This window comes from Jiangella gansuensis DSM 44835, from assembly GCF_000515395.1.
Lineage (GTDB): Bacteria > Actinomycetota > Actinomycetes > Jiangellales > Jiangellaceae > Jiangella > Jiangella gansuensis.
Window position 1 is genome coordinate 4,139,075 of the sequence record NZ_KI911782.1, and the last position, 20,874, is coordinate 4,159,948.

General features: G+C 71.8%; 16 protein-coding genes. 7 read left to right on the top strand and 9 right to left on the bottom strand.

Features of this window, described 5'->3' with window-relative positions; genetic code table 11:
* Nucleotides 1–20 precede the first annotated feature (20 nt).
* Both JIAGA_RS0119445 and qcrB read right to left on the bottom strand, forming a co-directional pair.
* Nucleotides 21–1,301, bottom strand: coding sequence for a serpin family protein (locus JIAGA_RS0119445; protein WP_169738895.1), 1,281 nt, complete (start codon nucleotides 1,299–1,301; stop codon nucleotides 21–23).
* A 103-nt stretch (nucleotides 1,302–1,404) separates the two neighbouring features.
* Nucleotides 1,405–3,027 (bottom strand): cytochrome bc1 complex cytochrome b subunit, encoded by a 1,623-nt coding sequence (gene qcrB / locus JIAGA_RS0119450; protein ID WP_026876963.1) that lies wholly within the window; start codon nucleotides 3,025–3,027, stop codon nucleotides 1,405–1,407.
* Nucleotides 3,028–3,379: 352 nt separating this feature from the next.
* On the opposite strand from qcrB, the gene JIAGA_RS0119460 reads away from it, so the two are divergent.
* From JIAGA_RS0119460 to JIAGA_RS0119475, 4 genes are all read left to right on the top strand, one after another.
* Nucleotides 3,380–3,763, top strand: a complete 384-nt coding sequence (locus JIAGA_RS0119460) for a hypothetical protein (RefSeq protein ID WP_026876964.1) — start codon at nucleotides 3,380–3,382, stop codon at nucleotides 3,761–3,763.
* Nucleotides 3,764–3,851: 88 nt separating this feature from the next.
* A complete protein-coding gene (locus JIAGA_RS0119465) occupies nucleotides 3,852–4,301 on the top strand; it encodes an SRPBCC family protein (RefSeq protein ID WP_026876965.1) in 450 nt (149 codons plus the stop codon).
* A complete protein-coding gene (locus JIAGA_RS0119470) occupies nucleotides 4,298–5,233 on the top strand; it encodes an ROK family glucokinase (RefSeq protein ID WP_026876966.1) in 936 nt (311 codons plus the stop codon). The genes JIAGA_RS0119465 and JIAGA_RS0119470 overlap by 4 nt, the downstream gene beginning before the upstream one ends.
* Nucleotides 5,230–5,925, top strand: coding sequence for an endonuclease/exonuclease/phosphatase family protein (locus tag JIAGA_RS0119475; protein WP_026876967.1), 696 nt, complete (start codon nucleotides 5,230–5,232; stop codon nucleotides 5,923–5,925). The genes JIAGA_RS0119470 and JIAGA_RS0119475 overlap by 4 nt, the downstream gene beginning before the upstream one ends.
* Here the strand turns inward: JIAGA_RS0119475 and JIAGA_RS0119480 are convergent.
* Both JIAGA_RS0119480 and JIAGA_RS0119485 read right to left on the bottom strand, forming a co-directional pair.
* The gene (locus tag JIAGA_RS0119480) at nucleotides 5,922–6,530 is read right to left on the bottom strand and encodes a hypothetical protein (RefSeq protein ID WP_026876968.1); all 609 of its coding nucleotides are present in this window, start codon (nucleotides 6,528–6,530) and stop codon (nucleotides 5,922–5,924) included. The genes JIAGA_RS0119475 and JIAGA_RS0119480 overlap by 4 nt on opposite strands.
* Nucleotides 6,527–7,306, bottom strand: a complete 780-nt coding sequence (locus JIAGA_RS0119485) for an alpha/beta hydrolase (protein ID WP_035812731.1) — start codon at nucleotides 7,304–7,306, stop codon at nucleotides 6,527–6,529. The genes JIAGA_RS0119480 and JIAGA_RS0119485 overlap by 4 nt, the downstream gene beginning before the upstream one ends.
* Nucleotides 7,307–7,440: 134 nt before the next feature.
* On the opposite strand from JIAGA_RS0119485, the gene JIAGA_RS30940 reads away from it, so the two are divergent.
* A complete protein-coding gene (locus JIAGA_RS30940) occupies nucleotides 7,441–8,136 on the top strand; it encodes a lysophospholipid acyltransferase family protein (protein ID WP_035812733.1) in 696 nt (231 codons plus the stop codon).
* Nucleotides 8,137–8,263: 127 nt separating this feature from the next.
* On the opposite strand, the gene JIAGA_RS0119495 is transcribed toward JIAGA_RS30940, so the two are convergent.
* From JIAGA_RS0119495 to JIAGA_RS33310, 4 genes are all read right to left on the bottom strand, one after another.
* Nucleotides 8,264–9,424 (bottom strand): osmoprotectant NAGGN system M42 family peptidase, encoded by a 1,161-nt coding sequence (locus tag JIAGA_RS0119495; protein WP_026876970.1) that lies wholly within the window; start codon nucleotides 9,422–9,424, stop codon nucleotides 8,264–8,266.
* A gap of 70 nt (nucleotides 9,425–9,494) precedes the next feature.
* Nucleotides 9,495–11,369, bottom strand: a complete 1,875-nt coding sequence (gene ngg, locus JIAGA_RS30945; RefSeq protein WP_245597210.1) for an N-acetylglutaminylglutamine synthetase — start codon at nucleotides 11,367–11,369, stop codon at nucleotides 9,495–9,497.
* Nucleotides 11,370–11,374: 5 nt separating this feature from the next.
* Complete coding sequence (locus JIAGA_RS0119505) at nucleotides 11,375–13,165, bottom strand: N-acetylglutaminylglutamine amidotransferase (RefSeq protein WP_026876971.1); 1,791 nt, start codon at nucleotides 13,163–13,165, stop codon at nucleotides 11,375–11,377.
* Nucleotides 13,166–13,462: 297 nt separating this feature from the next.
* The gene (locus tag JIAGA_RS33310; protein WP_051426278.1) at nucleotides 13,463–14,851 is read right to left on the bottom strand and encodes a trypsin-like serine protease; all 1,389 of its coding nucleotides are present in this window, start codon (nucleotides 14,849–14,851) and stop codon (nucleotides 13,463–13,465) included.
* A gap of 389 nt (nucleotides 14,852–15,240) precedes the next feature.
* Here JIAGA_RS33310 and valS point away from each other — a divergent pair, with 389 nt between their 5' ends.
* Both valS and JIAGA_RS30955 read left to right on the top strand, forming a co-directional pair.
* Nucleotides 15,241–17,796, top strand: coding sequence for a valine--tRNA ligase (gene valS, locus JIAGA_RS0119515; RefSeq protein ID WP_026876972.1), 2,556 nt, complete (start codon nucleotides 15,241–15,243; stop codon nucleotides 17,794–17,796).
* Nucleotides 17,797–18,093: 297 nt separating this feature from the next.
* On the top strand, nucleotides 18,094–20,229 hold the full coding sequence (locus tag JIAGA_RS30955) for a heavy metal translocating P-type ATPase (protein ID WP_035812736.1): 2,136 nt from the start codon (nucleotides 18,094–18,096) through the stop codon (nucleotides 20,227–20,229).
* Nucleotides 20,230–20,327: 98 nt separating this feature from the next.
* On the opposite strand, the gene JIAGA_RS0119525 is transcribed toward JIAGA_RS30955, so the two are convergent.
* On the bottom strand, nucleotides 20,328–20,855 hold the full coding sequence (locus JIAGA_RS0119525; RefSeq protein ID WP_026876973.1) for a CGNR zinc finger domain-containing protein: 528 nt from the start codon (nucleotides 20,853–20,855) through the stop codon (nucleotides 20,328–20,330).
* Nucleotides 20,856–20,874 lie beyond the last annotated feature (19 nt).

Sequence of the window (20,874 nt, forward strand, 5' to 3'; positions counted from 1 at the left end):
TACCCCCAGGTTGGTCGGGCTCAGCCGCGCGGGTCGGTCACCGTCCCGAGGAAGACGACGGTGCCGGTCTCGCGGTCGGAGATGGTGAAGGCGAACGGCCGGTCTGCGCGGAAGCTCTCACCGGCCGACGTACGCGTCATGCCGCCGGTGACGGCGGCGGCCTCGGTGCCGGCCTCGTCGACCCGGATGTAGGTCTTGTGCACGACGGTGTCCAGCGTCTGGCCGTGCGGCGACATGGGCCGGAAGTCGCCGCCCTGGAACGCCGGTCCCATGCCCAGCGCCGTCAGGGCGGCGGTCAGCTCGGCGTCCCACGCCAGTTCGAACCGGGGCAGCACGACGGTGCCGAGCTCCTGCGGCGCCAGGCCGGCGACGGCGTCGGCCCACTCGGCGGCGTCGAGCGTGGCCAGCAGCTGCGGCAGGGTGGAGTCGGCGTCGGGCAGCAGGATCTCCATGCCGTAGCGGCCGTCCTGGCCGTAGGGGAGGCGCAGCATGCGGTACCCGTCGCGCTGGACGAGTTCGAGTTCCTGGTCGCGCAGGTACATGAGCGGGACGTCGGCGGTGCTGTCGTCGGCCAGGGTGAACGCTTCGTCCTGGGTGGCGGCGGGGTCGAACTCGGTGGTCCAGGTGCCGAGGAAATAGACCGCGTTGAGCAGGACGACCGCGGCCTGCGGATCCGGAAGGCCGAGGTCGGCCGCGATGCCGTCGATGCGCTCCTCGGTGTGCTCGCGGACCCAGGCGTCGATGTCGTCCGCGGTGTCCTGCGCGCCGAGGTCCGCCTCCTCGGCCGTCGCCCCGAACGAGTCGCGGACGAACGAGAGGTAGCCGTCCTCGAGCTGGAAGCCCTCACGAGCCCAGATGGCGTTGGCGGTGGAGAGGGTGACGTCGTCGGTGTCGGCCAGCCGGTCGAGCAGCGCGCCGACACGAACGTCGCGGGCGTCGTCGAGGTGCAGGACGCCGGCCATGGCGGCGGCGGTGTCGCCACCGGCGCCCGCGAGCACCATGGCCAGCAGCGACGCCACCGAGACCGGCGACGTGACGGTGTTCTGCGAGCCGTCGGCGAGCTGGCCGAGCAGGTCGAAGCCGAACGCGTTGACCGCGGCGCCGACGCTGCCGGCGTCGGCCGGCGCGAGGTCGGCGACGACGTCGATGCGCGGCGCCGGACCGGCGTCGGCCGGCGGCGTCGTGGTCTCGGGGCCTGCCGTGGCGGTGGAGCCCGCGCCGGGACCGTCGGTGTCGCTGCCGCAGCCGGCCAGCAGCAGACAGCCCGCGAGCAGGGCAGCGGCCAGGCGAGGCAGGGACATGAGCACACCTTCCATCGGCTCCGGCGGTTCCGGCGACGAGTCAACCACGCTCCTACTCCCTTGGACGGGACCGGCGCCCGTTCGGTTGCGCGGATCCGGCGCCCTACGCCACCGGGGCGCGCTCGTCGGACTCCGTCGGCCTGTGGTCGTCGGGCGCCGCCGGGACCCGGACGACGTCGCCGAAGAAGAAGCGGGAGAACCGGGCGCGGCGCCGATCCGCCCGGTACCGCGGGTTCAGCACACCGTTCGCGTCGGCCTCGGCGCCCGGGTCGGTCGGCGCCCACTCCAGGTGCGGCGTCCGCAGCGCCGCCTCCGGCGCGGTGAGCGGCCGGTGCAGTTCGCTGAACCCGCCCTCGGGGCTGACCATGACGACACCGGTCGCGTGCCCGTGCTCCAGCTCGTCGCGGTCGCGGAGCTGCAGGCCCAGGCAGATCCGCTTCGCCGCCCAGAACGCCAGCGGCGGCATGACGACGACAGCCACCTGCAGCGCCCGGGTGAGTCCGTTCAGCGGAACGTGCAGCAGGGTGGCGACGACGTCGTTCCCACCGGCGATCCACAGGATCAGGTAGAAGGCGACGAACGCGGCGACCAGACCGGTGCGCACCGGCAGGTCGCGCGGCCGGTCCAGCACCGCGGGGTCGCGCCGGTCGCCCGTCGCCCACTGCTCGAACCACGGGTAGAGCGCCAGCGTCGCCAGCATCACTCCGGGCAGCACCATGACCGGGATCACCACGCTGAGCGTGAGCTCGTGCCCGAAGACGCCGATCTCCCACGGCGGCATGAGCCGCACGGCACCGTCGAGGAACCCCAGGTACCACGGCGGCCGGCTGCCGGCGGGCGCCTGGGCCGGGTCGAACGGACCCCAGAGCCAGACCGGGTTGACCTGGATCGTGGCGGCCATGAGAACGATGACACCGCTGACCGTCAGCAGCAGGCCGGCCATCCGCGCCGCGTAGGCGGAGACCGGCGGCGCGCCCGCCGTCGTCGCCGGCGCCCTCCCGCGCGGACGCTGCCGGTACATCAGCAGCAGGTACAGGGCGAACAACGCGACGGTGACCGCCGGCAGCAGGTACACGTGCGCGGTGTTCAGCCGCCCGATGATGTCCTCGCCGGGGAAGTCGCCGCCGAACACCACCCACGCCATCCACGTGCCGATCACCGGGGTGGCCAGCAGGTAGCCCTCGGTGACCCGCAACCCGGTTCCCGACTGCAGGTCGTCGGGCAGGGAGTGCCCGAGGTACGCCTCCGCGATGCTCACCACGAGCAGGGCGAGCAGGATCAGCCAGCCGTACCGCCGCGGCCCCCGGAACGCGCCGGCGAGGAAGACCCGGAGCAAATGCGCCGACAACGCGGCGATGAACACCAGCGACGCCCAGTGGTGAATCTGCCGGACCAGCAGACCGCCCTTGACCTCCATCGAGATGTCCAGCGTTGACGCGTACGCCTCGGACATCCGCACGCCTCGCAACGGCGCGTAGTCGCCGTCGTAGACGATCTGCGTCATCGACGGCTGGAACCAGAACGTGAGCACGACGCCGGTCACCAGCACGAGGACGAAACTGCAGACCGCCATGGGGCCGAGCAGGTCCGGCCACCGCGCCGGGGCGGCGACCCCGCGCCGGTCCGGCCGGCGGACTCCGCCACCGCGCCGGTCGGCCAGGTCCGTCAGCCGCGTGGCCAGGCTCGCGACGCGGGCGATCGGTCCGTGGTTCGTCAGGTCAGGCATGTCGCACTCCCGGAATTCGCTCCTGTACTCAAGACCCCGTCCGGGTGGGTGGTTGTGACATGAGATGGGTCACGCTCGCGACCCGGGATGCGGGACTGTCAGCCGTCACCGCGCTCGGAAGAAGGATCAGGTGGACGATCGCGCCGGAGTGCCGCGCCGAGGTCACCTGATCGTTTCGTGTCCACATGCTGGAGACGAGCAGGTGCACAAACCTCGCGTCCCGGGACGCCGTCGTCACCTGATCATCGCCACCCGACCGATCAGGTGGCACATCGACGATCAGGTGACGTCCCGCGAGCACGCGACGCCCGCGGCGGCGGCCAGCATCGGTACCGGCCCCTAGGCTGACCGGGTGACGCCGTCGATCGACCTCATGGACGACACGTTCGTCGTCGCCGACCGCGCCGAGCTGGCCGCGTACTTCCGGGACCCGGACACCTGCCGGGCGTGGTGGCCGCGGCTGCGGCTCACCGTCGACGAGGATCGCGGACTGAAGGGCGTGCGGTGGGTCGTGGCCGGCGAGCTGGCCGGGACCGCGGAGATCTGGCTGGAACGGTGGCGCGACGGCGCCGTCGTGCACTGGTTCCTGCGCGCGGACCCGTCCGGGGCCGCCCGCTCTCCCGGCCGGCTGCGGCTGCGCTACACCCGCGAGTACAAGGCCCGGGTGCACGAGTTGAAGGACCGCCTGGAGCACGGCCGGGCAGCCGGCGTGCCGCGGCTGCCGCCGGCTCGATAGTCTCCGCCCCAGCCGGTGTCTCCGCGCCTGCCGGCGTCACCGCAGCAGCCGGCGCGGAGCCGGCCGCGGGAGATGGCACACTTCAGTCATGGCAGCGCAGACCACGTCGAGCATCGTCGTCGCGGCGAACCCGGCCGACATCATGGCCGTCATCGCCGACCTCGAGTTCTACCCCGAGTGGACCGCGTCGGTACGCGAGGTCGAGGTACTGACGACCGAGCCGGCCAGCGGGCGGCCGGCCACGGCGAAGTTCGTCCTCGACGCCGGCCCGATCAAGGACCGCTACACGCTCTCCTACGAGTGGGACGGCGACGACGAGGTGCGCTGGAACCTGGTCGAGGGCGGCCTGATCAAGCAGCTCGAGGGGTCCTACGCACTGCGCGCCGGTGCCGGCGGCGGCACCGAGGTGACCTACCAACTGACGGTCGACGTGGCCATCCCGATGCTCGGGCTGATGAAACGCAAGGCCGAGAAGGTCATCATCGACACGGCGCTGAAAGAACTGAAGAAGCGGGTCGAGGACGGAGTGGACGAGTGAGCCTGACCATCGGGGTGGACGTCGGCGGCACCAAGATCGCGGCTGGGATCGTCGACGAGAAGGGCGTCATCGGGGCGCGGGCCCGGCGGGAGACGCCGTCGCAGGACCCTGCGGCTATCGTCGAGACGATCATCGAGGTCTCCCGGGAACTGGCCGCCCAGCAGGAGGTCGAGGCCGTGGGCGTCGGCTCGGCCGGCTTCGTCGACTCCGCCCGCTCGCGCGTGTTGTTCGCCCCCAATCTGGCGTGGCGAGACGTCGCGGTCCGCGACCAGGTGGCCGAGGCCACCGGCCTGCCCACGGTCGTCGAGAACGACGCCAATGCGGCGGCCTGGGGCGAGTTCCGCTTCGGCGCGGCCGAGGACGTCGACGACATGATCCTGCTCACCATCGGCACCGGTGTCGGCGGCGGGTTGGTCCTTGACGGGCAGATCTACCGGGGCGCCCACGGTGTGGCCGCCGAGGTGGGCCACATGCGGGTGGTGCCGGACGGCCAGCTGTGCGGGTGCGGCCTGCGCGGCTGCCTGGAGGCCTACGCCAGTGGCACCGCCCTGGTGCGGGAGGCACGGGCCGCGGCCACCCTGCCGTCCGCGGAGCGGCTGCTCGAGATGGCAGCCGGTGACCCGCAGCGCATCACCGGGCCGATGGTCACCGCGGCGGCAGCCGAGGGCGACGAGCTGGCCATCGTGCTGATCGCTCAGCTCGGCCGATGGCTCGGTGAGGCGATGGGCTCCTTCGTCGCGCTCTTCGACCCGGCCGTGTTCGTCATCGGCGGTGGCGTTTCCGAGGCCGGCGACCTGCTGTTGCGCCCGGCCGACGAGGCACTGCGCAAGCAGATCACCGGTGGCGGGCACCGTCCGGAGCCGGAGGTCCGGCTCGCCACGCTCGGCAACGACGCCGGCGTCATCGGCGCGGCCGACCTCGCCCGGGTGTGAGCGGCGCCAGCCCGGCGGTCCCGTTGCGGGTCGTCTCGTACAACGTGCGCGGGTTGCGTGCCGGGGCGCCGGCCGTGGCGCGGGTGCTGCGCGACCTGGACGCCGACGTCGTCCTGCTGCAGGAGATCCCGCGGGTGCTGAACTGGCGCGGCCGGTGCGCCGCGCTGGCGCGCCGGGCGGACCTGCTCTACGCCGCCGGCGGCGGCACCACCGGCGGGACCGCGCTGTTCACGTCGATCCGGGTGGACGTCCGTGACGTCGAGGAACACCGGTTGCGGCCGACGCCGGGGTTGCGCCGCCGTGGCCTGGTGCTGGCCCGGCTGGCCAAGGACGGCGTGGCGTTCGGGGCGGCGTCGATCCACCTGGGCGACGACGCGGGGGAGCGGGCCCGGCACCTGACCGACATCACCGCGCTGGTCAACCGGTTCGGGCTCGCCAGCATGGTGGTCGGCGGCGACGTCAACGAGGAACCCGGCGCGCCGACCTGGACCCGTCTGGCCTCGCACTACGCCGACGCCGGCGCGGCCGTCAGCGCCCCGACGTTCCCGGTGACGGACCCGCGGCGACGCGTCGACGGCGTCTTCGTCCGCGGGCCCGTGGCCGTGGAGTCCTACGGGGTCGCGGACACCGCGCAGGTACAAAAGGCCAGTGACCACCGCCCGGTCGTGGCGGACCTGACGCTCACCCCCTAGAGCACGGCGCCGTCGTCGGGGTCGCCCGGGTGGTGCCCGCGCATCCGGGCGATCAGCGTGACGAAGCCGGTGACGAACGCCGCCACCGCGAACAGCACCATCTCGTCCGGTGGCCGCCACGACATCACGGCAACGATGATCAGCGCGATGGGCGGCGCGATGACGCCGGCCCAGGCCAGCCGGGTGACACGGTCGCCACGCGGGATGGGCGCCGGCGGCGGCGGGACGAAGTGGTCGCTCACCTCGGAGCCGTCGACGGCGACGTCCTCGTTGGGGATCTCGTCATGCCCGGGGCGTCCGCCGGGACCGACGGCGGCCAGCGGCCCGAGCGTCAACGAGGCGTCCCGGTAGTCGCCGGCCGGCGGGCCGTCCGGCTGCTCACCGTCGCCGGGCTGGGCGCTCTCGCCGCCGTCCGGCCCGCCAGCGTCCGGACGGGCGGTCCCGTCGGCTCGCAGCCGCTCCACGAGGTCGTCGGGGAGGTCGTCGAGCTGGTCGTCGGGCCCGAGCTGCTCGGCCGCCGGCCACGGCTGGTCGCCACCGGAGGACGGCGAAGCGTGAAACGTGTCGACCAGGTCGGCCCAGGTCTTGTCGTCGTCGCGGCTCATGGCGTCAGGCCCCGGTTCTTCTTGGCGACTCGTTCGGCGAACGCCGCCGACCCCTCGAGGATGGTCGGTGCGTCGTAGTCGAGGGTGGCGACGTGGTAGCTGCGCTGCAGCAGGACCTCGGTGACGTCGGTGGACGAGACGCCGGAGAGGATGACCGGGGCGCTGGTGGCGTCCACGACGTGATCGTTGACGCTGCGGTACAGCAGCACCGGCTGGGTGATCATGGCGAGGTCGCGGCGCACCAGTTCCCACAGTTTCGTCTGCGAGTACAGGGCCTGCAGCGGCGTGCGGTCGTAGGCCCGCTCGTCCTGCCCGGGCATGGCGATGTCGCCGGACAGCCCGGCCGCCGACGGACGCAGCAGCCGCAGCAACGGCAGCGCCTTCAGCCGTCGGTCCGCGCTCGTCACCACCGGATTGACCAGCACCAAACCCTGTACCAGCGGGCCGTGCTCCTGGGCGAGCCGCAGTGCCAGGCAACCACCCATGGACAGCCCGGCGACGATGACCTGCGGACACCGCTCAGCCAGGTCGAGCAGCGAGCGCTCGACCCGCCGGTACCAGTCGGGCCAGCCGGTGAGGTTGAGGTCCTGCCAGCTGGTGGCGTGGCCGGGCAGCCGGGGGAGTTCGACGCTGTAGTCCAGAGCCGCCAGGTGTTCGGCCCAGGGGCGAAGCGCGGCCGGCGAGCCGGTGAACCCGTGGCACAGCAGAACGCCGACAGGGCCGCCGTCGTGGCGGAACGGTTCCGTCGACCGGATCGTCTCGCCCTCAGAGAGCATCGCGTCCCCTCCCGTCCTCGCCTCGGCCGTCGTGGTCGGCTCGAAGAAGCATCGTCGCATGCGTCCGATCCGTCCGAGTGAGCGAGGGCATCGGGTTCGCAGCCGGCGACCGACTGAGGCGGTAGTGTTCCGACGTGTTCTACTGGCTGATGAAGAGCGTCTTCCTCGGGCCGATCCTGCGGCTGATCTATCGGCCGTGGGCCGAAGGGGTGGAGAACGTTCCAGAGCGCGGCGGCGCCATTCTCGCAGGTAACCACCTCACCGTGGTCGACTCCTTCTTCATGCCGCTGGTGCTCGACCGGAAAGTGAGCTTCCTGGCCAAGAGCGACTATTTCACCGAACGGGGCATCAAGGGGTGGTTCAAGCGCCTCTTCTTCGGCGGCACTGGGCAGGTGCCCATCGACCGCACCGGCGGGCGCGCCAGCGAGCAGGCACTACGCACCGCCACCCGAATCCTGCGGCAGGGTGACCTGCTGGGCATCTACCCCGAGGGCACCCGCTCGCCCGACGGGCGGCTCTACCGCGGCAAGACCGGCGTGGCCCGGATGGCGCTGGAGGCCGGCGTCCCGGTCGTCCCGGTGGCGATGATCGGCACCGCCGAGATGCAGCCGGCCGGGCGCGTCATCCCCAAGGTCATGCGGCCGGGCATCCGGTTCGGCAAACCCCTGGACTTCAGCCGCTACGAGGGCATGGAGAACGACCGGCACGTGCTGCGGTCGGTCACCGACGAGATCATGTACGCGCTGATGGAGCTGTCCGGCCAGGAGTACGTCGACGTGTACGCCGCCAGCGTCAAGGCCGCCAAGCCCGCCGAGCCGCCGTCGGCGTGACGGCACCCGCCCCCGCCCCCCCGGAATGATCACGTCCACCATGGTTCCTCCCGCGTCACCATGCATGCGTGCCTGGTGATGCGGGCGCACCCATGGTGGACGTGATCATTCCGGGGCGGGTCAGCGGTCAGTGGCGGCCGGGGTAGCGCTCCGGCTCCGGCTCGGCCGGCTGGACGCTGTGGCTCGGGAAGTCCTCCAGCGCGCCGGTGGGCTGGTCGTCCCACTCGCTGAACGTCAGCGGGCTGGACAGGTACGCCGTCAGCAACTGTGCGGTGTACCGGATACTGTCCAGGTGGGTGCGCTCGTGGCCGTGGCTGGAATCCACGCCGAACCCGATCAGCGCGGTGCGGCACTCCAGCCCGGACTCCACCGCCGGGGCGGCGTCGGATCGGTAGAAGCGGTAGACGTCGCGGCGGAACGGCAGGTCGTTCTTCTCGCACAGGGCGATGAGCCTGCGGGTCAGGTGGTAGTCGAACGGGCCGGTGGAGTCGAGCATGCCGATGTTGACGGTGTCCTCGCGGGACGCCTGGCCCTCGCTGACCACGCCGTTGTCGACGGCGACCAGTTCCGCGACGTCGTCGTCGAGACCGTGCGTGGCGCCGATGCCGACCTCCTCGCCGATGGTCACCAGCAGGTGGGCGGTCACCGGAAGGCTGCCGCCGTCGTCGATGATCGCCTTGACCGCGGCCAGGCAGGCGGCGAGGCCGGCCTTGTCGTCGAGGTGACGCGCTTTCACGTAGCCGTTCGGGGTGATCTGCGGCGCGGCGTCGAGCGCCACGAAGTCGCCGATGGACACGCCGAGGTCGATGAGGTCCTGTCGGGTCTCGACCGGCTCGTCGAGGCGGACCTCGACCTGGTGCCAGCCGACACCCTGGGTGTCGACGGCGTCGCCGAAGTTGTGGCCGCTGGACATCAGCGGCAGCACGGTGCCGGTGTGGATGCGGGTGAGGTCGTCGGTGAACAACGTCACGTGGGCGCCCTCGGCGAACCGGGCGCTGTGGGTGCCGATCGGGACGACCTCGACGCGGCCGTTGTCCTTCAGCCGCTTCACCATGCAGCCGATGGTGTCGGCGTGGACGACGACGGCGCGGCTGCTGTCCGAGGTGACACCGGCCAGGGTGGCGCGCAGCACACCGCGCCGGGTCAGTCGGATCGGGACCCCGAGTTCTTGCAGGTGATCGCCGATGATCTGCATGACAGCGTCGGTCCGTCCGGACGGGCTCGGCGTACGGAGCAACTCGAGCAGGACGTCACGCAGGTATTCGTCGTCGATGGGCAGGCACGTCATGACCACAGCCTCGCATGGCCACACCCCCGCAGCCGGACCAGGGCACGGTGTCCAAGGTCACCTGTGCCGTTCACCCTGTCTCGGCGCCGGACACCTCCTCCGAGGAACTGGGCGGCGCGGGATTCCAGGCCCGCGGCGGTGTCTTCGTCGCCGGGAAGAGCAGGTCGATGAAGCGCGCGGCGGTGGGCTGCGGCTCGTGGTTGGCCAGGCCCGGCCGCTCGTTCGCCTCGATCAGGACGTACTCGCTCTCCGATGGGCTGGTGACGATCATGTCCAGGCCGGTCACCGGGATGTCGATGGCCTTGCTCGCGGCCACCGCCGCCCGCGCCAGCGCCGGATGCAGCTCGGCCGTGACATCGTGGATGGTGCCGCCCGTGTGCAGGTTGGCGGTCCGGCGAACCCGTAGCGCCACGCCCTCCGGCAGCACGTCGTCCAGTTCGTAGCCCGCCGCCCGGACGGTGTCGATGGTGGTGTCGTCCAGCGGCACCCGCGACTCGCCGCCGGTCGCCGCCGCCCGGCGCCGGCTGTGCGCCTCGATCAGCTGGGCGACGCTGTGCTGTCCGGTGCCGTACACCGTCGCCGGACGACGGACGGCGGCGGCCACCACCTCGTGGCCGATGACGACGATGCGCAGGTCCTCGCCGGTCACGCACTCCTCGATGAGCACCTCGGGGCAGAAGGTCGTGGCGTGCTCGACGGCCCGGGCCAGCGCATCCGGGTCCGTGACCCCGACGGTGATACCGCGGCCCTGCTCGCCCCGGGTGGGCTTGACCACGACCTCGCCGACCTCGGCCAGGAAGGCGTCGTCGCCGGACCTGTCACCGGCCAGCCGGCCGCGGGCGACGGCGAGCCCGGCCCGCTGGAAGATGCGCCGGGTGGCGAGCTTGTCGTCACAGCGGCTCATCGCGACCGCGGTGGTGAGCTCGGACAACGACTCGCGGGTCACGACCCGCCGAGCGCCGTGGGTGAGCCGCAGCTCGCCGCTCTCCACGTCGGTGGTCTCGACCTTGATGCCGCGCCGCCGGGCCTCGTCGGCGATGATGCGCGCGTACGGGTTCAGCTCGGCGAACTCTTGCGGACCCGCCACGTAGAGCGGCTCATTGATGGGGTTCTTGCGCTTGACCGCGAAGACCGGAACGCGGCGGAAGCCCAGCTTCGTGTACAGCCTGATGGCCGGGTCGTTGTCGTGCAGGACCGACAGGTCGAGGTGGTCACGGCCGCGGCCGATGTACCGCTCGACCAGGACCCGCACCAGCGCCTCACCGACACCCGGGATGGTCGACTGCGGGTCCACCGCCAGGCTCCACAGGCTGCAGCCGCTGTCCGGATCGTCGAACGCCACCGCGTGGTCGATGCCGGTGACCGTGCCGACGATCTGCCCGGTGCGCTCGTCCTGCGCCACCAGGTACGTGAACGTCGGCGTGCGCTGATTGGCCCACATCAGCTCGGTGTCTCCGGTGACCATGCCGTGCGCCGCGTAGATGCGGTTGATCTCGTCGGCGTCGGCCAGCTCGCTCATCTTCCGGACGAAGACGCCCGGCACGACGTTGCGTCGCGGCCGGTAGCGGTGCAGCTCGAGCCGGTACGTCAGGGACGGGTCGATGAACAGCTCGTCCGGGGCATGCGACACCAGGACGTGCGGGTCGGCGACGTACATGGCGATGTCGCGTCGGCCGGCTTCCTCCGTCCCCAGCAGGTCGATGATCTCCTGTGGGTCGTCGAAGGTCTGCGCGAACACCAGCCGGCCCCAGCCGCAGTTGAGCGCGACGTTGCGCTTCATGCCGCGGACGAAGTGCTCCGGCGCCTCCTTCCACGGGCGGCTCCACAGCGACTGACCCTGCGCCGGCTGACCGCGGCGGCGCGACTCCGCCCGGGGCGGGACCCGCGGGCCGTCCTCTGCGTGTTCCTCGACCTGATCGGCGTGCTTGCGGTCGCCTTCGGTCACCGGGGTCAGGCCTCCCTGGGCAGGTGAGTCTGCAGCCACAGTTCGAGCAGGCCGAGCTGCCACAGCCGGTTGCCGCGCAGCGGCGTCAGCTCGGCGTTGGGGTCGGCGAGCAGCCGGTCGACGTACTCGGGACGGAACAGCCCGCGGTCGCGAGCGGCGGCCGAGTGCAGGGCGTCGTCGACGAGCTCCAGGTACCGTCCCTGCAGGTACTTCAGCGCCGGCACCGGGAAGTAGCCCTTCGGCCGGTCGATGACGCCGTGCGGGATGACCCGGCGGCCGGCCTCCTTGAGCACGCCCTTGCCCTCCTGGGCGAGCTTCAGCTCCGGCGGGCACTGCGCCGCCAACTCCACCAGCTCGTGGTCGAGGAACGGCACCCGCGCCTCGAGGCCCCACGCCATGGTCATGTTGTCCACCCGCTTGACCGGGTCGTCGGTCAGCATGATCTGGGTGTCCAGCCGCAACGCCGCGTCCACGGCCGTCTCGGCGCCCGGCCGTGTCATGTGTGCCCGGACGAAGTCGAGGCTGGCCGGGTGGCCGGGCAGGTACTCCGGCGAGACCACCTCGGCCATGCCTGCGTGGTCACGGTCGAAGAACGCCTTCGCGTAGGTGTCGACGGCGTCGGCGCGGCCGGCCCCGGCCAGCGGCGGGTACCAGTGGTAGCCGGCGAACACCTCGTCGGCGCCCTGGCCGGACTGCACCACCTTGACGTGCCGGCTGACCTCCTTGCTCAGCAGGAAGAAGCCGACCGCGTCGTGGCTCACCATCGGCTCGCTCATCGCGGCGACGGCGTCCTGCAGCGCCGGGAGCATGAGATCGGCGCCGATCCGGATCTGGTGGTGCTCGGTGGCGAACTCGCGGGCGATGATGTCGGAGTACTTGAACTCGTCGCCCTCCTCGCCGCCGACGGCCTCGAAGCCGATGCTGAACGTGTTGAGGCCGTGCTGGCCCTCCTCGGCGAGCAGACCGACCACCAGGCTCGAGTCCAGGCCGCCGGAGAGCAGGACGCCCACCGGCACGTCGGCCACCAGGCGACGACGGACAGCGACACGGAGGGCTTCCAAGACCGCGTCCTCCCAGTCGGTGGCCGACCAGTCGGCCTTCGCGGGGTCGCGGACGAACGGCGGGTCCCAGAAGACCCGCTCGCGGGTGGCGCCGTCGGGCTCGATGACCCGGATGGTGGCCGGCGGCAGCTTGCGGACGCCGTTGAGGATCGTGTGCGGCGCCGGTACGACGGCGTGCCAGGACAGGTAGTGATGCAGCGCCACCGGGTCGATGCTGGTGTCGACGTCGCCGGAACGCAGCAGCGCCGGCAGCGAGCTGGCGAACCGCAGCCTGCCGGACGTCTCGGCGAGGTAGAGCGGCTTGATGCCGAGGCGGTCGCGGGCCAGGACGAGCCGGCCGGAGTCACGTTCGTGGACGGCGACGGCGAACATGCCGATCAGGTGGTCCACGAAGTCCTCGCCCCAGTGGTGGTACGCCTTGGCGATGACCTCGGTGTCGGAGGTGGAGAAGAACCGGTACCCGTGCCCGGCCAGCTGTTCGCGCAGCTCGCGGTAGTTGTAGATGCAGCCGTTGAAGACGACGGCCAGGCCCAGCTCGGCGTCGATCATGGGCTGGTGGCCGTGCGGGGAGAGGTCGATGATGGACAGGCGCCGGTGACCGAGCGCGAGCGAACCATGGGCGTAGGCGCCGGAGTCATCCGGCCCCCGCGCCACCATGGCGTCGCACATACGACCCACCGCTGCGATGTCGGCGGGCCGATTGTCGAACCTGTATTCGCCGGAGAGACCGCACATACGTTTCGACCCTACACGGGCTGACGCGCTGCTCGGGGATGGTCCGTATCACCTGGTGGACGAGCGCGGTGGTGCAGGCGGGCCTGGCCGCGGCGCGCGCTGCGCCGCGATCGGGTGCTCCACCAGGTGATCTCCCGCCTCAGCAGGCAAGCATTCCCGGTGAAGCGGGTGTAGCCATGCCGAACGTGATCATTTGGGACGGGCGGAACGTGCTTCGGCGGTGGCGCACGTCACGTCGTGCGCCACCGCCGAAGGGTGGATCTATGGTGCTGCGGCCGTCAGCCGCGGGTGCTCACCTCAGACGGCGGAACCCGCGCTGCGCCGGCGAGCGGCGAAGGCCAGACCGGCACCGCCGGCCACGAGCAGCAGGGCCAGCGCGGCGCCGGTCGTGGTGCTCGAGCCGGTGTCGGGCAGCTCCTCGTCACCGTTCTCGTCGCCCGGGTCCTCGGTGGGCTCCTCCGACGGCGTCTCCGTCGGAGTCGGCTCCTCGGTCGGCTCGTCCGTCGGCTCGTCCGTCGGCGTCGGCGTCGGGGTCGGCTCCTCGGTCGGCTCCGCCTCGCCGGCGACCGTGATGGTCACGACGCCGATCTCGGAGTCCGTGTGACCGTCGTTGGCCAGGAACTGGAAGGTGTCCTCGCCCTCGAAGCCCTCGGCCGGCGTGTAGATGACCGTGGCCAGCGTCTCCGGGTCCTCGGTCGTCAGGGTGCCGGTCTCGGCGTCGCTCACCTTGAAGCTCAGCTCGTCGCCCTCGGCGTCGTCCGCGACCAGCGCGATCTCGACCGGGGTGTCGATGGTGGTCTCGACCTCGATGGCCTGCGGGACAGCCGGGGTGTTCTCACCGGTGGCCACGGCCGCGATGCTGTCGGTGAAGGTGCTCAGCTGGGTGTAGATGCCCGGGTAACCGGCCTGGGCGCAGCCCTCGCCCCAGCTGACGATGCCGACCTGGACCAGCTCGCCACCGTCGTCCTCGCGGAAGATCGGGCCACCGGAGTCGCCCTGGCAGGCGTCGATGCCGCCGTCCTCCAGGTCACCGGCGCACAGCTCGGCGTCCGGGGTGAACGAGTCGCCGTAGGCCGCCGCGCAGTCCTCGTCGCTGACGAACGGAACGGTGACCTCGAGCATCACGTCACTGGCCGAGCCGCCCTCGGAGGTGGCGCCCCAGCCGGCGACGGTGAGGTCGCCGTTGTCGTAGGCGTCGTCGGTGACGACCGGCAGCGGGTCGATGCCCTCGACCGGCTCGGTCAGCTTGACCAGCGCCCAGTCGTTCGGGATGCCGCTGATGTTGGCCGAGTACACGTACTCGGACTGGTAGCCGGTCATGTCCGGGCTGTTGATGTCGTTCGACCCGAAGTAGACCGTGATGTTGGTGTCGGGGCCGGTGCCGTTGACGCAGTGCGCCGCGGTCAGCACGAGGTCCTCGGCGTAGAGCGAGCCGCCACAGGCGAAGGTGCCCTCGGGGGTCGCGATCTCGACGAAGCCGATGAACGGGTACTCGCCCTCGGGGACCTCGGTCCCGCCGACGATGCGGGTCTGGTAGTCGCTGGGGGAGTCCTGCGTGATGAGGGCCTGCTGGGGCACCTCTTCGGCGGCGGCGGTGCCAGCGGTGCTGATCACCGTGGCACTGGTCACCATGGCCGCGAGCAGCGCGCCCGCGACGCGGGCCCGCCTGCGGAGGAAGGTGGTCACACTGTCTCCAATTCACATTACGTATGCATCATGAATCCGGACCCCTCGTCCGCCACGGGACCGTGACTTAGAGAGAGGCCCGAAATGCTGAGGATCGTACACGAGGCGGCAATCGACGGGAACCAACAGGAAGCGAACGGCGTCTAAAGCCGCCGGACACCCCGCTGGATCGGCGCTACTCGCTGCTCCGCGGTGCCGGTGCACCCTCCTGCGGGCGTGCATACCCGCAGGTCAGCATGGGTGAGCCGGGCAGGGTGAGCCACCGGGATGATCAGCCCTGCAGGAAGCAGGATGTCATGGATCGTGCCGGTGCCGGGCGTATCGCCGCGACGTGTCCGGGGCGAAAATCGGCGCGAGCCGGCCGGGGGCGCGCCGCTAGGCTCGACCGGGTGACCGACACCATCCGATCAGGGCCTGCCATCCCCGCCAAACCGACCGTCGACGGCCTGGCGGAGGTATGGGCGGCGCGCTGGGAGCGCGACGGTGTCTACCGCTTCGACCGGACCCGGCCGCGCGCCGAGGTCTTCTCCATCGACACCCCGCCGCCGACGGTGAGCGGCTCGCTGCACGTCGGGCACGTCTTCTCCTACACCCACACCGACGTCATCGCCCGGTACCAGCGGATGCGGGGCAAGGCGGTGTTCTACCCGATGGGGTGGGACGACAACGGCCTGCCCACCGAGCGCCGGGTCGAGAACCACTTCGGCGTGCGCTGCGACCCGTCGCTGCCCTACGAGCCTGACTTCCAGCCGCCGTCGCGGCCCGGCAAGCAGCGCGTACCGGTGTCGCGGCGCAACTTCATCGAGCTGTGCGCCGAGCTCACGGTCGAGGACGAGAAGGTGTTCGAGGAGCTGTGGCGGCGGCTCGGTCTGTCCGTCGACTGGTCGCACACCTACCAGACCATCGACGCTGCCGCCCGCCGCGCGTCGCAGCGGGCCTTCCTGCGCAACCTCGCCCGAGGTGAGGCGTACCTGGCCGAAGCCCCGACGCTCTGGGACGTCACCTTCCGCACCGCCGTGGCGCAGGCCGAGCTGGAGGACCGCGACCGTCCGGGGACCTTTCACGACCTCGCCTTCGCGCGGCCAGGCGGCGGCGAGCCCCTGGTGGTCGTCACCACCAGGCCGGAGCTGCTGCCCGCGTGTGTCGCCGTCGTCGTGCATCCGGACGACCATCGGTACGCCGCCCTGGCCGGGTCGACGGTGCGCACGCCGCTGTTCGGCGTCGACGTCCCCGTCGTGACGCATCGTCTGGCCGACCCGGAGAAGAGGACCGGCGCCGCGATGATCTGCACCTTCGGCGACACCACGGACGTCACCTGGTGGCGCGAGCTGGCGCTGCCCACCCGCCCGGTCGTCGGGCGTGACGGCCGGTTCCTGCGTGACGCGCCGCCCTGGCTCGACGCCGCGGCCGGCCGGGCGGCCTACGAGCGGTTGGCCGGTGCCACCGTGCACACCGCGCGCGAGCGGGTGGTCGAACTGCTGCGCGGAACCGGCGAGCTGGTCGGCGAGCCGCGACCCGTCGTGCACCCGGTCAAGTTCTACGAGAAGGGCGACCGGCCGCTGGAGATCGTGACGACCCGGCAGTGGTACATCCGCAACGGCGGCCGCGACGAAGGGCTTCGGGAAGCGCTGCTGGCGCGCGGGAGCGAACTGTCCTGGCACCCGGAGCACATGCGGGTGCGGTACGACAACTGGGTCGGCGGGCTCAACGGCGACTGGCTGATCAGCAGGCAGCGGTACTTCGGCGTCCCGATCCCGGTCTGGTACCCGCTGGACGACTCCGGCCGGCCGCGGTACGACGCGCCCGTTCTGCCGGCCGAGGCGGACCTGCCGGTGGACCCGTCGTCGGACGTCCCGCCCGGGTATTCGGCGTCCCAGCGGGGCGAGCCGGGTGGGTTCGCCGGTGACCCCGACGTCATGGATACCTGGGCGACGTCGTCGCTGTCACCGCAGATCGCCGGCGGATGGGGCCGCGACGACGACCTCTACGGCCGGGTGTACCCGATGGACCTGCGGCCCCAGGCGCACGAGATCATCCGCACCTGGCTGTTCGCGACCGTCGTGCGGGCCCACCTCGAGGACGGTGTGCTGCCGTGGCGGCACGCGGCCATCTCCGGCTGGATCCTCGACCCGGACCGCAAGAAGATGTCGAAGTCGGTGGGGAACGTCGTCACGCCGATGGGACTGCTGGAGCAGTACGGCTCCGACGCGGTGCGTTATTGGGCGGCCAGCGGGCGGCCCGGCGCGGACACCGCCTTCGACACCGGGCAGATGAAGGTCGGCCGGCGGTTGGCCACGAAGATCCTCAACGTCAGTAAGTTCGTCCTCGGGCTCGACGCGGTGGACGACGACGCCCCGGCCACCCGCCCCCTGGACCAGGCGATGCTGGCCGCGCTCGACCGGACGGTGCGGACGGCCACCGGTGCGCTGGACGGCTACGACTACACCCGCGCGCTGGAGGCGACCGAGCGGTTCTTTTGGGACTTCTGCGACGACTACGTCGAGCTGGTGAAGGACCGCGCCTACGGTGCGCCGGACGACCCGGGCGCGGTCTCGGCGCGCGCGGCGTTGCGGCGGGCGCTGACCGCGCAGCTGCGGCTGTTCGCGCCGTTCCTGCCGTTCGTGACCGAGGAGGTGTGGTCGTGGTGGCGCTCCGGGTCGGTGCACCGGGCAGCGTGGCCGGCCGCGGCCGAGGCGTCGGCGGACGGCGACGCGGACCTGTTCGCGACGGCGTCGGCGCTCATCGGTGCGGTGCGCCGGGCCAAGGCCGAGGCCGGGCTGTCGATGCGCACCGAGGTGCCGCGGGCGGTGCTGCGCCTCCGGGCGGACGACACCGACGCGGTCCAGGCCGTGCTCGACGACGTCCGCGCGGCCGGTCGCGTGGTCACCGTCGAGCTCGTCCCCGCCGACACCGCCGACGAGGCGTTCGAGGTGACGCTGGCGTGAGGCGCGTCTGAGGCCGGGTACGTCACCTGATCGCCGATGTGTCACCTGATCGTCCCGCCGCAAACGATCAGGTGAATCGCAGGCGGGAAGCTCCGGGTGCTCGCGGCCGGTGGTCGCCTGATCGCCTCCAGCATGCGGACGGGGAACGATCAGGTGACAGAAGCGCGCCGGACGCCACGGAGGTGACACCTGATCGTCCAGCCGGGTGCGGTAAGCCACGTCCCAGCCGGGAGTGCAGGAATACCCCTGGGGGGTACCCTGGTTGTGTGGTCTGAACCGACGGAGAGGTGAGCGACCATGGAACGGCACGACACCGAACAGAGGCACGGACCCCACGATGACCCCGCCGCACCGGGCGATCACACCGGGAGCCACACGGACCACGCCGGGCACCACCAGCACGACGCCGGGCACCACCAGCAGGCCGCCGGCCACGCCGGACACCACGACAAGCATGCTGGGCACGGCGACGGCAGCATGTTCCGCGACAAGTTCTGGGTGAGCCTGGTCCTGGCCGTACCCGTCGTGGGCTTCAGCGACATGTTCGCCGGCCTGGTCGGCTACGACGTGCCGGGCTGGGGCACGTGGATCCCGCCGGTCCTCGGCACCGTCCTGTTCTTCTACGGCGGCTGGCCCTTCCTGGCCGGAGCGGTCGCGGAGCTGCGCAACCGGCAGCCCGGCATGATGACGCTGATCTCGCTGGCCATCACCGTGGCGTTCGTCGCCAGTGGGCTGACAACGCTGGAGCTCGGCGGGTTCGACCTGGACTTCTGGTGGGAGCTGGCGCTGCTGATCGTGGTCATGCTGCTCGGGCACTGGCTGGAGATGCGCGCGCTCGGGCAGGCGTCGGGCGCGTTGCAGGCGCTGGCCGAACTGTTGCCGGACACCGCGGAGCGGGTCGGTCCGGGCGGTGATCTCCAGGAGGTGTCGCTGGCTGAGCTGGCCGTCGACGACGTCGTCCTGGTGCGTTCGGGTGGCCGGGTGCCGGCCGACGGCGTCGTGGCCGACGGGACTGCGGAGCTGGATGAGTCCACCGTCACGGGTGAGTCGGTGACGGTGTCACGCGGCCCCGGCGACCGTGTCGTGGCCGGAACCGTCGCCACCGACACCGCGATCCGGGTCCGGGTGACTGCGGTCGGCGAGGACACCGCACTGGCCGGCATCCAGCGGCTGGTGGCCGACGCGCAGGCGTCCAGCTCGCGGGCGCAGGTGCTGGCCGACCGGGCCGCGGCGTACCTGTTCTGGTTCGCGTTGGGCGTCGGCGGGCTGACGTTCGTCGTGTGGGTGGCGCTCGGCGAGGCGTCGGCCGCGGTGGAGCGCACCGTGACGGTGCTGGTGATCGCCTGCCCCCATGCTCTGGGGCTCGCCATTCCGCTGGTGATCGCGATCTCGACGGCGATGTCGGCGCGGGCGGGCATCCTGGTGAAGGACCGGCTGGCGCTGGAGCGGATGCGTCAGGTCGACGCCGTGCTGTTCGACAAGACCGGCACGCTCACGATGGGCCGCCCGGCCGTGGCGGGGGTGGCGGCGGTGTCGCCGGCCGGCGACGACGAGCTCCTGGCGCTGGCCGCGGCGGCCGAGCGCGACTCCGAGCACCCGCTGGCCACGGCGATCGTGACGGCCGCGGGGGAGCGCGGCGAGATCCCGGCCGCGTCCGGCTTCCGCTCGCTGACCGGCAAGGGCGTTCGCGCCGTCGTCGACGGGGCCGACGTCGCGGTCGGCGGTCCCGGGCTGTTGCGGGAGCTGGGGCTGGAGTCGCCGGCCGAGCTGGCGACGTCGGTCGACACCTGGACCAAGGCGGGTTCCACCGTCCTGTATGTGATCCGTGACGGCGCCGTGGCCGGCGCGGCGGCGCTGGCCGACGAGATCCGGCCGGAGTCGCGGCACGCGGTCGACGCCCTGCACGCCGAAGGCGTCCACGTGGTGATGATCACCGGTGACGCCCGCAACGTGGCGGACTCCGTCGCCGCGGAGCTGGGTGTCGACGAGGTGTTCGCCGAGGTGCTGCCGGCCGACAAGGACGCCGCGGTGACCACGCTGCAGGAGCGTGGGCTGAAGGTGGCCATGGTCGGCGACGGCGTGAACGACGCGCCCGCGCTGGCCCGCGCCGACGTCGGCCTGGCCATCGGCGCCGGGACGGATGTCGCGGTCGAGTCGGCCGGGGTGGTACTGGCTTCGGACGATCCGCGGGGTGTCATCGCGACGCGGCGGCTGTCGCAGGCCAGCTACCGCAAGATGGTGCAGAACCTGGTGTGGGCGACGGGGTACAACCTGCTGTCGGTGCCGCTGGCCGCCGGTGTGCTGGCGCCGATCGGGTTCGTGCTCCCGCCGGCTGCCGCGGCGGTGGCGATGACGGCGTCGACGGTGATCGTGGCGCTCAACGCGCAGCTGCTGCGCCGCCTGGACCTCCGGCCCGGCGAGCTGGCCCGCTGACGGCCCGCTGACCCCAAAATGATCACGTGGACCATGCGTTCTCCCGCTTCACCGTGCGTGCTTGCCTGGTGAAGCGAACAGACCCATGGTCCACGTGATCATTTCCGGGCCGAAGTGCCCGCGCGGTGCCGGCGGACCGCCGACCGGTTGGCGCACCGGGGCGAGCAGTACCGCTGCCGCCCATTGCGGGTGACGTCGGCGAACGTGCGGGTGCAGTCGTCGGCGGCGCAGCGGGCGAAGCGGTGCAGGCCGCGCTGTGTCAGGAACCATGCCAGCCCGAACGCGGTGATGGCCGCCAGTTGCCGCGCCACGGACACGCCGTCGGGCCGGAAGTGCACGTGCGGCGCGCTGCCGTCGTGTGTGCTGATGCTCGGGTGCGACGTCCCGCGCGCCAGCAGCCGGTTCAGCGCCGCGACCCGCTCGTCGTGGGTCACCGCGTCGACGACCTCGGTGAGCGGCGCCTGCCACTCGTGCAGGCCGGTGACGTCCGCCGGCGACGGACGGCGCTCCAGGAGCACGTCGTGCTCGGCGGCGAGCCGGGCGACGTCGGCGGGGGAGTCCAGTCGCCGGTCCACCAGCGCCGCGGCCAGCTGGGCGCCCTCGTCGCTGTAATGGTTGAAATACACAATGCCATTACAGCACGGT